Source organism: Nonomuraea mangrovi (assembly GCF_042681425.1).
In the GTDB taxonomy this organism is placed as follows: Bacteria; Actinomycetota; Actinomycetes; order Streptosporangiales; family Streptosporangiaceae; genus Nonomuraea; species Nonomuraea mangrovi.
Window position 1 is genome coordinate 182,166 of the sequence record NZ_JBHUFV010000098.1, and the last position, 10,285, is coordinate 192,450.

Genomic DNA, 10,285 nt, shown 5'->3' on the forward strand with positions numbered 1-10,285 from the left:
CCGGAGGTGGGCGGAATGGCAGTGGTGCTGATCGGGACACTCGACACGAAGGGACCCGAGTACGCCTGGCTGCGGGAGCGGCTGATCGAGCTCGGCAGCGAGGTGATCGTCGTCGACGTGGGCGTCGGCCGGGAGAGCGTCGGGCCGAGCAGCGAGTTCGGCGCTCCGGCGGCCGCCTCGGCCGAGGACATCGCCAACGTCCGCGTCGCCGCCGCCGCGGGCGTCGACCTGGCCGCCCTGCGGGCCTCGGGCGACAGGGGAGCGGCCGTCACCGCCATGGGCGAGGGCGCCGCCGTCGTGCTGGCCGAGCTCTACGCCGAGGGCCGCCTCGACGGGGTCCTCGCCGTCGGTGGCAGCGGCGGCTCGTCCATCGCCGCGCGCGCCGTCCGGGATCTGCCGATCGGGCTGCCCAAGCTGATCGTGTCCACCATGGCCTCAGGAGACGTGTCACCCTACGTCGGCGCGAAAGACGTCACGATCATGTCCAGCGTGGTCGACATCGCGGGAATCAACCGGGTCTCCCGCCTCACCCTGGGCAACGCGGCCGCCGGCATCGCGGGCATGGCGTCCTCCTATGCCGCCTTCCGGGCGACGGCCGAGGATCGCGAAGACGACAGGCCGCTGGTCGCGGCGTCCATGTTCGGCGTGACCACTCCCGCCGTCGACGCCGCCCGCGAGCGCCTCACCGAACTCGGCTACGAGGTGCTCGTCTTCCACGCCACCGGAGCGGGCGGCAGGGCCATGGAGAGCCTGGCCGCCGACGGCCTGCTGGCCGGCGTCCTCGACCTGACCACCACCGAACTGGCCGACGACCTCGTCGGCGGCGTCCTGTCCGCGGGCCCCGACAGGCTCACCGCCGCAGGACGGCAGGGCGTGCCCCAGGTGGTCGCGCCGGGCGCCCTCGACATGGTCAACTTCGGGCCCGCCGACAGCGTCCCCTCCCGCTTCGAGGGGCGCGCGTTCTACGTGCACAACGCCACCGTCACGCTCATGCGCACCACCGCCGAGGAGATGGCCGAACTGGGCCGGCGCGTCGCCGCCAAGCTGGCCGCCGCGACCGGGCCCACCGCCCTGTTCGTGCCGCTTCGCGGCGTCTCCGCGCTTGACGCGCCCGGCATGCCGTTCCACGACCGGAAAGCGGACGACGCCTGCTTCGAGGCGCTGGCCGCCTACCCGGGCGTCATCCGGCTCGACCTGCACATCAACGACCCGGCGTTCGGCCGCGCGATGGCCGACACGCTGCACGACCTGATCAGGGGTGAGGGATGAACCGCCAGACCGTCCTCGAACGGCTCCGCCGTACCGTCTCGGCGGGCAGGCCGGTGATCGGCGCGGGCGCGGGCACCGGCCTGTCGGCCAAGTGCGCCGAGGCGGGCGGCGTCGACCTGATCATCATCTACAACTCGGGGCGCTACCGGATGGCAGGGCGCGGCTCCCTCGCCGGGCTGCTGCCGTACGGCGACGCCAACCAGATCGTCGTCGACATGGCGAGCGAGGTGCTGCCCGTCGTCAAGGACACGCCCGTCCTGGCCGGGGTGTGCGGGACCGACCCGTTCAGGGTGATGCCCCGCTTCCTCGACTCGCTCAAGGCCATGGGCTTCGCCGGGGTGCAGAACTTCCCCACCGTCGGCCTGTACGACGGCATGTTCCGGCAGAACCTCGAAGAGACCGGCATGGGCTTCGACCTCGAGATCGAGATGGTACGGCTGGCACACGAGCGTGACCTCGTCACCGCCCCCTACGTCTTCGACGCCGCCCAGGCCCGCGCCATGGCCGAAGCCGGCGCCGACGTACTCGTGCCGCACGTCGGGCTCACCACCAAGGGCTCGATCGGCGCGGGCACCGCCATGTCACTCGACCAGGCCGTCCTCGCCGTCCAGGAGATGCGCGACGCGGCGGCGGCCGTCCGACCCGACATCCTCGTGCTGTGCCACGGCGGGCCGATCGCCGAGCCGTCCGACGCCGCCTACGTCCTAACCCGCACCAAGGGGGTCGTCGGGTTCTTCGGCGCCTCGTCCATCGAGCGGCTGCCCACCGAGACCGCCATCACCCAGCAGGTCACCGCGTTCAAGAATCTGGAGATCTAGATGCTCGTGAGCCCATCCCAGGTGCCGACGATGACCTTCGACTGGGGGTCCATCAAATGGTTCGTCACGCCGGGCGCGATCCCGGGGGCGGGCAGCACGCTGGGCGAGGTCATCGTCAACCCCGGCAGGGGACACGCCCGCCACAACCACCCCCACGCCGAGGAGATCATCTACGTCATCTCCGGAGAGGCGATGCAGATGGTGGACGACGGGGAGCCGTTCCCGATCAGGGAGGGCGACACCGTGCACATTCCGGCGGGGGCGTTCCACTCGACGTTCAACACGACGTGGCGGCCGTTGCGGCTGATCGTCACGTACACGCCCGGCGGGGAGGAGAAGGCCCTGGAGGGAGCGCCGGACTACTGCCTGCACGCCCCGGACGTCATCGCCGAATGGCGCCAGGCCTGACCGGCCACCCTGCACCCTGGCGGCCCCCGGGTTGCCAGGCGCGGCTCGCCCGGTAGACCTTCCAGGTCGTCCTGCCGTCCCATGGCCCGTGGCGGACTTCTGCCGTCGTCACGTGACGTGATGTGAGCCCTGCGGACCTCGCTGTCGGCACCACGTGCCATGACCGGGCGCACGCCGCTCTCTTCACGGTGTGGTCCGGCCGGGCGGCCCTCGCGTCTTCACCACGCCATCACCGGGCGGACGCCGGTCTCGTCACGGTGTGGTCCGGCCGCGCGGCCCTCGCCGTCTTCACCACGCCATCACCGGGCGGACACCGGTCTCGTCACGGTGTGGTCCGGCCGCGCGGCCCTCGCGTCTTCACCACGTGCCATGGCCGGGCGGACATCGCACTCTTCACGGCGTGGCCCGGCCGGGCGGACCTTCGCTTCTCGGCGTTTCAACGCAGGGCCACGCCCGCAAGGCAGGCCGAGTCGCGGCCGGGAGGCAGGCGGGAAACCCGCCCGCACCCGTCGATGCGCGCACTCGCGACCACGACTCGACCGCCTGGACGATGCGGCTCGGCTGTCAGGTGGTCGGCCGTCCTGTGACCACGATGCGACTCGACCGCCTGGAGGATGCGGCTCGGCCGTCCTGCGGCCGCGGCGAAACTGGACCGCCCGCGCGACGCGGCTCAGCCGTCGGCCGCCCAGCCGTGCGTCCGCATGAGCATCTTCGCGACCACGGCGAACCTGTCTGGGCGCAGCACCGCGCCCTCCCGCCTGATGTCGTCCTCATCCAGGGCGAATACACGATCCAGACGCAGGTAGGACACCCGCCCGTCGCTGCCCCACGAGCCGATCTCCAGCCACTCCGGGCCGTCGTCGCCCTTGCTGGACAACATCATCCCCAGCAGCCTGCGCCCGTGGCGGCCGACAACCAGCAGCGGCCTGTCCTTGCCCCGGTCGGGATCTTCCTCGTACGGCACCCACGCCCACACGACCTCTCCAGGATCGGCCATGCCGTCCAGATCGGGGGAGTAGGCCAGGGACGCCGCCCGGTCCACCGAGTAGATCTCCCTCACCGCGCCGCGGACGGGACGCGGGTCATCCTCGTGATCTCGCACATGCGGAGCCTAAACCACTGTGTGCGTGTTTCGCCCGACCTGCACGAAGACGCCCACCGCCGCAGCGGTAGCATCAGGCGCCCATCGACATCCGGAGGCAGCATGCAGATCCGTCCCACGACGGAAGCCGACCGCGAGCAGGTCACAGCTTTCACGGTCGACGAGCCGGTGAGCTGGATTCCCGCCGACCGGTACCTGGCCGAACTCGCTGACAACATGTACCGGCCCGAGTGGACCTGGATCGTCTCCGACGGCGGCAGGATCGTAGGACGCGCCCTGTGGTGGGGCCAGCAGGACAGCCCCGAGCCACTGGCGCTCGACTGCCTGCACGTGCAAGCGTCCGTCCCGGACCGTGAGGGAGTCGCGGCCGCGCTGCTCGAAGCGGGCCACCGCGCCTTCGGCCGCGCCAAGCCGCCGCTGTACAACCTGACCCTTCCGAACGGCTGGCGCGACGACCCCGCGGTGTCGTCGGCCGTGGCCTGGCGCAAGACAGCCTCCACGGCGGCCGGCCTGGTCGAGGAGGTGGAACGGCTACGCCTGGAATGGACCCCCGAGACCGGCGTCCCCTCCTCCTCGGGACGGCTGCGCTTCGCCGAGGCGACGGACGAGGAGTTCCTCGACGTGTTCCGCAGGATCGCCGTCGGCAGTCTCGACGCCGAAACGCGCAGAAACGTGGCCGTCCTCGGTGCCGAAGCGGCAGCTCGCGAAGAGATGGAGTTCTACCTCGACCGCCCCGGCAAGCGAGAGTGGTGGCGGGTCGCCCACACCACGGACGGAGCGGTCGCGGGCCTGGCGATCCCGTCCGCCACGCCGTACAACGTGAACGTCGGCTACCTCGGTGTGGTCCCGGAGCTGCGAGGACACGGCTACGTCAACGACATCCTCGCCGAGATCACCCGCATCCACGCCGAGAACGGCGCCGAACTGATCACGGCCACCACCGACACCGCGAACGCCCCGATGGCCGCCGCGTTCGCCCGCGCCGGTTACCGGAACACGGAGGTCCGCCTCATCTTCTCCGCGCCCGCAGACTGACGATCAACTGAGCGCCGACCCCACACCCGCACTCCACCCCGGCAGCCCCACCGCACTTCGCCGGCCGAGCTCCCACCCCTCCGCCACCCATCCATCCGGTGGGGTGTGGGGCCGTGTTCAGGCTTCGGGTCAGGACTCGACATGTCGGCGAAGGTTGGCCAGGTGGACGCGCCAGCCGGCCCGGTGGTCGGCCGCCATCGCAGCCCCATCAGGCAGCCGGTTCCAGCCCGTCTCCCTGATGCGGACCTCCGTGTCGGCACCGCGAGCCGTCAACACGATCTCCACGTCGGTCGACGCCGCCTGCCCGTCATCGGACCAGCTGAAGGCCAGGATCTCCGGCGCGGCGGCGCGCGTCACCAGGCCGCGCGTCACCACCGGTTCGCCGTGCTCGCCGGTCCAGCGCTCCTCCAGCGAGCCGCCCGCGACGGGCTCCATGAACAGGTAGTCCCACCACTCGGCCCGATCGGCGTGGTCGGTGAACGCCCGCCACACCCGTTCGATCGGCGCGGCGACGACAGCGGTCTCGTCAACGTTCATCAGCGGACCTTCCAGACAGAAGGCGCCGCAGCGCCGTGGGCGTGTGGCCGAGGTGGCTCCGGACCGTGCGGGTCAGGTGCGCCTGGTCGGCGAAGCCCAGCTCCACGGCCAGCTCAGCCAGGCTCGTCACACCGCCCTCCAGTCGCTCGAGCGCTCGGCCGACCCGCACCCTGTTGCGGTAGTGCGTGAGCGAGACGCCCATCTCCCGGGTGAAGGCCCTGCTCAGCCGGTACGGCGAAGCGCCCAGCAACTGGGCCAGCGAGATGAGCCCCTCGGCGGCAGGATGGTCCGCGAGGATCGCCTCCCTCGCCGCCGAGACGAGCCGCCCCCTGACCTCTGACGAACGGGGCACGCTCATGACCTGTGGCGCGGACCCCTCGTCGGTGTGGGAGGCCTGTCTCAGAACCGTCCCGAGCAGCCCCAGCAGACTCTCGGAGAGCGCGAAACCCGCGTCACCGCCCTTGGCCGCGCGCAGGAAAGCGCGGTGGGCCAGCTCGACCCCGGCGTCCACGTAGACGGTCGGACGGAGCCTGCCCGATCGTTCGCCGGTCAGCGAACGCCACAGCGCGGGCGTGAGGCTGAGCGCGGTGCACACATCGCCGCCCGCCGGATGCGCGAACCGCTCCTCCTCGCCTGGCACGCCCAGATAGGCCATCGTCGGATCCACCAGCCCGTCGACGCCGTCCGTCATCCGCCCGAACCGGCCGCTGCGAACGAGCACCAGCCGGTAGTCGTCGTTGACCTCGATCTGCGACCAGCCCCGATGATCGTCGGCACAGGTCACGGTATCGACGGTGAAGCCCGGCCCCGTGCCGAGACGACGGTTGGAACGCATGATGCGAACGGTACGCTTCGCCACCGACATTTCCCGGAGACCGGTCGAGCCTTGGGCCGCCCGGCCGCGCGCGGTCGGGCGGCAGCAGGCCCGATCCCACCCGGCGGTTGGTCGTGGCCGGTGCGGCTCGGGCCTCGGCTGATCTGAGCGCGAGAGGTCGGGTCGGCTGTTGCGCTCCAGTGCCGACTCGGTCCCGAATGCCTCCAGCGAGCCGGCCATCCGAGCCGGCCATCCGACCGGTTGGCTGAGCCGGCAATCCGACCGGTTGGCTGAGCCGGCAATCCGACCGGTTGGCTGAGCCGGCAATCCGACCGGTTGGCTGAGCCGGCCAGCTGGGCCGGCGAGCTGAGTCGTTCAGCTGACCAGCTGAGCTCGGTTGGCTGAGCCGGCGAGCTGAGTCGTTCAGCTGACCAGCTGAGCCGGTTGGCTGAGCCGTTCAGCCGACTGCAGGAGGCGGCCGATGGGTGAGCGGAGGGCGGCGGCACGAGCCTGAGGTGTGGGGCTGGGAGAGAACGGAACGCCTCGGAATGGCGCGCAAGGATGTTCAAGACCCGGGGTGGGGGAGACGGGCAACCTGGGCGCATGACAACGAACATCGCCGCTCTCGCGGAAATCACCACCATCGTCGTCGACTCCGTGCGTCCGGCCGCGATGGCCGAGTTCTACCGCACCGTGCTGGGCGGTCAGATCACCCACAGCGACGACGACTTCGCCGCCCTCGACACGGGCCGCTTCCAGTTGGCCTTCCCCAAGACCGAGGACTACCAGGCCCCCGCCTGGCCCGGCGGCACCAAGCAGGTGCACCTCGACCTCAAGGTCGCCGACCTGGACGCGGCTGAGAAGGAACTGCTCGACCTCGGCGCCACCAAGCCCGACTTCCAGCCGGGTGGCGGCGACTGGGTGGTGCTGGCCGACCCTGAGGGGCACTTGTTCTGCATCGCCTCATGAGATCCGCGACCGGCCCCCGCCATGACACAGCGGGGGCCGGAAAGCTCACCCGTCCGGCCGTAGATCGCCGTCGGCCGGGGCGGGGCGGCGCTGACCGAGCCCGCGCCGTCGGGTCAGTCTGACCTGATCGCCTGGGTCGGGCAGCCGGTGGTGGCGCGCCGTACCCGATCGCCTGAGGCGGTCGCGTCGAGCAGAACCACGCGGCCGTCCTCCTCATCCTGGGCGAACACCTCGGGCGCGGCCAGCGCGCACTGCCCTGAGGAGGCGCATCGCTCGCGGTCCACCGTGATCATCACCACTCCACCTCCAGCCGGTGCACGCCGTAGATCGCCATGTCGTTCTTGAACGGCACCTGCTCCAAGGGCACGGCCAGGCGCAGGTGGGGCAGGCGGCGGAACAGCGCGGGGTAGGCGATCTCCATCTCCATGCGGGCGAGGTTCTGCCCGATGCACTGGTGGGGTCCGAACCCGAACGCCACGTGGGGCGCCTTGGGCCTGGTGACCTGCAACTCGTCGGGGTGTTCGAGCAGGGCGGGGTCGCGGTTGGCGGAGGCGAGCGAGCAGGTGACGAAGTCGCCTTCGGGGATCGCGTGGCCGTCGAGCTCCAGGTCGGCGTTCGCTCGGCGGTACATGCCGACGTCGACGATCGACAGGTAGCGCAGGAGTTCGTCCACCGCGGTCCTGGCCGCCTCGGGGCTCTGCCGTACCAGAGCGAGCTGGTCGGGGTGCTGCAGGAGCAGCAGGGTGCCGAGGCTGAGCATGTTGGCCGTGGTCTCGTGGCCGGCGATCAGCATCAGCACCGCGACGCCGATCAGCTCGTCGTCGCTCAGATCGGTGTCGAGCAGGTCGTCGAGCAGCCCCTCACCGGGTTCGGCGCGTTTGCGGGCGATGAGCTCGGACAGGTAGCCCGCGAACTCCAGCGCGGTGGCCTCCTGTTCCTCCACCGTGGTGGTGAGGCTCAGCATCTTGGCGCTGGCGTGCTGGAACTCCTCCCGGTCCGCGTACGGCACGCCCAGCAGCTCGCAGATCACCAGCGAGGGGATCGGCAGGGCGAAGTGCTCCACCAGGTCGGCCGGTCGGGGCCGTCGTCCGAGCGCGTCGAGCGTGTCGGTGACGATCTGCTCGACGCGTGGGCGCAGCCTGTTCATGCGCTGGACGGTGAACCGTCCCGTCATCATCCGCCGCAGCCTGGTGTGTCTGGGCGGGTCCATCTGGATGAACATCCCCGGCTCGGGCTCCACGGCACGCAGCGGCACGCCGAGGAAGCCGCCGTCGATCTCCGAGCTGAAGCGCGTGTCGGCCAGCACCTGCCTGACCAGGTCGTGCCTGGTCACGAGCCACACGTGATCGCCGTTGGCCAGCCGTACCTTGCTGATCGGCTCGTCCCCCATGCCCGCGGGCGGGTCGAACGGACACGTGCCCCTGTCGGTGGGAAGCGCTCTCATCTGTCAGCTCCTTGTCGTGTGTGAAGTGGCGTCGACGGGTCGAGAGGCCGCTCGTCGTCGACGAGGGTGGGTAGGCCGCGCAGCGTGAACAGCGCCAGCACCGCCACGGCCGCGACCAGGCCGCCGCCGATCAGCGAGGTGAGCTGGACGGCGTGCACGAACGCCTCGGACGCCGCCGCGACCACCTGCGCGGCCAGCCGCGCCGGCAGGTCCGCCGCCGCCTGCAGCGCCGTCGCGATGGAGTCGCGCGCCGCCTCGGCGCTCTCACTCCCCAGCCCGGCGGGCAGCCGGAGCGTCTGCCGGTAGAGCCCGCCGAGCAGGCTGCCGAGGAGCGCGATGCCCAGGGCCGCGCCCAGCTCGTAGGCGGTCTCGGCGATCGCGGAGGCCGCCCCTGCTCGCTCCTTCGGCACCGTGGCGATCACGGTGTCGGCGGTGACCGTGAACGACAGCCCCGCGCCGACGCCGATCAACAGCAGCGAGCCGAGGACCACCGGATAACCGGACTCGACGGGGAGCGTCACCAGCACCGCCAGCCCGGCCGCGGACAGGCCGAGCCCCAGCGAGATCACCACGGCCCTGCTCCAGGCCCGCGCCAGCCTGCCCGCCGCCAGCGCGGCGACCGTGGACGCGGCCATCGCGGGCAACTGGGCGAGCCCGGCCTGCAGCGGCGTCCAGCCGAGCACGAACTGCATGTGGAGGGAGAGGAAGAACAGCGTGCCGATCAGCGCGAACACCGCGATCATGTCGCCGCCGACCGCGCCAGAGAACGCCCTCCGCCTGAACAGCCGCACGTCGATGAGGGGATGGGCGAGCCTGGTCTGCCGCCGCCAGAACGCCACCAGCGCGGCCACCCCCACGACCGCCGCAAGGAGGACGCCTGTGTGGGCGAGGCCCGTGTGGGCGGCCTCCTTGACGGCGTAGATGACGCCGATCACGCCGACGATCGACAGCAGCACGCTCGGCACGTCCATCGGGCCGGGGGCGGGGTTGCGCGACTCCGGCAGCGTGACGGCCGCCACGATCAGGACGAGCACCATCACAGGGACGTTGATCAGGAAGACCGAGCCCCACCAGAAGTTGTCGAGCAGCGCGCCGCCCAGCAGCGGCCCCGCCGCCGCGCCCGCCGTGGTGACCGAGCTCCACAGGCCGATCGCGGTCGTGCGCTCGCGTGGATCGGTGAAGATGTTGCGGATGATGGACAGCGTGGACGGCATGATCGTCGCGCCCGCCACGCCCAGGACGGCCCTGGCGGCGATGAGCAGCTCGGGACTGGGGGCGTAGGCGGTGGCGAGCGAGGCCAGGCCGAAGGCGGTCACGCCGGCCAGCAGCACGCGCTTCCTGCCGAATCTGTCGCCCGCGTTGCCCGCCGTGATCAGCAGGCCGCCGAGCACGAACCCGTAGACGTCGGCGATCCAGAGAACCTGGGTGCTGGAGGGACGCAGCGCTTCGGAGAGGCTTGGGATCGCCAGGTGCAGCACGGTGCCGTCGATCACGATCAGCGAGACGGCGAGGCACAGGCTGGCCAGGGCCGCCCAGCGTCTCGTCCTGCTCAAGGGATGCATGCCGTCAACGATGGACCGGGGCTCGCACGCGGCCCGCACGCCGTGCGCACGCGTCCGCACCTGGCCCGCACGCCGTGCGCATGCGTCCGCACCCGGCCCGCACCCGGCCCGCACCCGGCCCGCACCCGGCCCGCACCCGGCCCGCACCCGGCCCGCACCCGGCCCGCACCCGGCCCGCACCCGGCCCGCACGCGGACTCACGCCGTCCCGAAGAGCTGTCCGTCGGAGGGCCGCGTTCGCCGGGACGAGCGCGCGGTGGAGTGAACTAGATGGTTGATGCCAAGGGGTGTGGCTACGTTTAGTGGTCGAATGCGATCAGCGACCGCT

11 protein-coding genes are annotated in these 10,285 nt (G+C 71.4%); 5 read left to right on the forward strand and 6 right to left on the reverse strand.

The window, feature by feature from the left end:
- Positions 1-15 precede the first annotated feature (15 nt).
- From ACFSKW_RS51915 to ACFSKW_RS51925, 3 genes are read left to right on the forward strand one after another with little or no spacing between them, the layout of a single operon-like run.
- The gene (locus ACFSKW_RS51915; RefSeq protein WP_379582791.1) at positions 16-1,269 is read left to right on the forward strand and encodes a Tm-1-like ATP-binding domain-containing protein; all 1,254 of its coding nucleotides are present in this window, start codon (positions 16-18) and stop codon (positions 1,267-1,269) included.
- Positions 1,266-2,087, forward strand: coding sequence for a phosphoenolpyruvate hydrolase family protein (locus ACFSKW_RS51920; RefSeq protein WP_379582793.1), 822 nt, complete (start codon positions 1,266-1,268; stop codon positions 2,085-2,087). Before ACFSKW_RS51915 ends, ACFSKW_RS51920 begins: the two co-directional genes overlap by 4 nt.
- Entirely contained in the window at positions 2,088-2,495 is a 408-nt protein-coding gene (locus tag ACFSKW_RS51925; protein ID WP_379582795.1) for a cupin domain-containing protein, read from the forward strand.
- Between the two features lie 670 nt (positions 2,496-3,165).
- On the opposite strand, the gene ACFSKW_RS51930 is transcribed toward ACFSKW_RS51925, so the two are convergent.
- On the reverse strand, positions 3,166-3,597 hold the full coding sequence (locus ACFSKW_RS51930; protein WP_379582797.1) for a type II toxin-antitoxin system PemK/MazF family toxin: 432 nt from the start codon (positions 3,595-3,597) through the stop codon (positions 3,166-3,168).
- A gap of 102 nt (positions 3,598-3,699) precedes the next feature.
- Between ACFSKW_RS51930 and ACFSKW_RS51935 the strand changes: the two genes are divergently transcribed.
- Positions 3,700-4,632, forward strand: coding sequence for a GNAT family N-acetyltransferase (locus ACFSKW_RS51935; RefSeq protein WP_379582799.1), 933 nt, complete (start codon positions 3,700-3,702; stop codon positions 4,630-4,632).
- Between the two features lie 129 nt (positions 4,633-4,761).
- Here ACFSKW_RS51935 and ACFSKW_RS51940 read toward each other — a convergent pair whose 3' ends face one another.
- Both ACFSKW_RS51940 and ACFSKW_RS51945 read right to left on the reverse strand, forming a co-directional pair.
- Positions 4,762-5,169, reverse strand: a complete 408-nt coding sequence (locus ACFSKW_RS51940; RefSeq protein WP_379582801.1) for an SRPBCC family protein — start codon at positions 5,167-5,169, stop codon at positions 4,762-4,764.
- Positions 5,159-6,004: a helix-turn-helix domain-containing protein gene (locus ACFSKW_RS51945; RefSeq protein ID WP_379582803.1), complete on the reverse strand. Its 846-nt coding sequence runs from the start codon at positions 6,002-6,004 to the stop codon at positions 5,159-5,161. Before ACFSKW_RS51945 ends, ACFSKW_RS51940 begins: the two co-directional genes overlap by 11 nt.
- 582 nt (positions 6,005-6,586) lie before the next feature.
- Here ACFSKW_RS51945 and ACFSKW_RS51950 point away from each other — a divergent pair.
- Positions 6,587-6,952, forward strand: coding sequence for a VOC family protein (locus ACFSKW_RS51950; protein WP_379582805.1), 366 nt, complete (start codon positions 6,587-6,589; stop codon positions 6,950-6,952).
- 113 nt (positions 6,953-7,065) lie between these two features.
- Here the strand turns inward: ACFSKW_RS51950 and ACFSKW_RS51955 are convergent, their stop codons facing one another.
- Genes ACFSKW_RS51955 through ACFSKW_RS51965 form a run of 3 tightly spaced genes read right to left on the reverse strand, consistent with a single transcriptional unit; the run spans position 7,066 to position 9,958 of the window.
- Positions 7,066-7,245, reverse strand: a complete 180-nt coding sequence (locus ACFSKW_RS51955) for a ferredoxin (RefSeq protein WP_379582807.1) — start codon at positions 7,243-7,245, stop codon at positions 7,066-7,068.
- A complete protein-coding gene (locus ACFSKW_RS51960) occupies positions 7,245-8,396 on the reverse strand; it encodes a cytochrome P450 (protein WP_379582809.1) in 1,152 nt (383 codons plus the stop codon). Before ACFSKW_RS51960 ends, ACFSKW_RS51955 begins: the two co-directional genes overlap by 1 nt.
- Positions 8,393-9,958, reverse strand: a complete 1,566-nt coding sequence (locus tag ACFSKW_RS51965; RefSeq protein ID WP_379582811.1) for an MFS transporter — start codon at positions 9,956-9,958, stop codon at positions 8,393-8,395. The genes ACFSKW_RS51960 and ACFSKW_RS51965 overlap by 4 nt, the downstream gene beginning before the upstream one ends.
- Between the last annotated feature and the right edge of the window lie 327 nt (positions 9,959-10,285).

Coding starts and splice junctions, on each gene's coding strand:
- ACFSKW_RS51965 (WP_379582811.1), bottom strand. CDS start 9,958: ATGCATCCCTTGAGCAGGACGAGACGCTGGGCGGCCCTGGCCAGCCTG.
- ACFSKW_RS51945 (WP_379582803.1), bottom strand. CDS start 6,004: ATGCGTTCCAACCGTCGTCTCGGCACGGGGCCGGGCTTCACCGTCGAT.
- ACFSKW_RS51960 (WP_379582809.1), bottom strand. CDS start 8,396: ATGAGAGCGCTTCCCACCGACAGGGGCACGTGTCCGTTCGACCCGCCC.
- ACFSKW_RS51955 (WP_379582807.1), bottom strand. CDS start 7,245: ATGATCACGGTGGACCGCGAGCGATGCGCCTCCTCAGGGCAGTGCGCG.
- ACFSKW_RS51925 (WP_379582795.1), top strand. CDS start 2,088: ATGCTCGTGAGCCCATCCCAGGTGCCGACGATGACCTTCGACTGGGGG.
- ACFSKW_RS51920 (WP_379582793.1), top strand. CDS start 1,266: ATGAACCGCCAGACCGTCCTCGAACGGCTCCGCCGTACCGTCTCGGCG.
- ACFSKW_RS51940 (WP_379582801.1), bottom strand. CDS start 5,169: ATGAACGTTGACGAGACCGCTGTCGTCGCCGCGCCGATCGAACGGGTG.
- ACFSKW_RS51950 (WP_379582805.1), top strand. CDS start 6,587: ATGACAACGAACATCGCCGCTCTCGCGGAAATCACCACCATCGTCGTC.
- ACFSKW_RS51915 (WP_379582791.1), top strand. CDS start 16: ATGGCAGTGGTGCTGATCGGGACACTCGACACGAAGGGACCCGAGTAC.
- ACFSKW_RS51935 (WP_379582799.1), top strand. CDS start 3,700: ATGCAGATCCGTCCCACGACGGAAGCCGACCGCGAGCAGGTCACAGCT.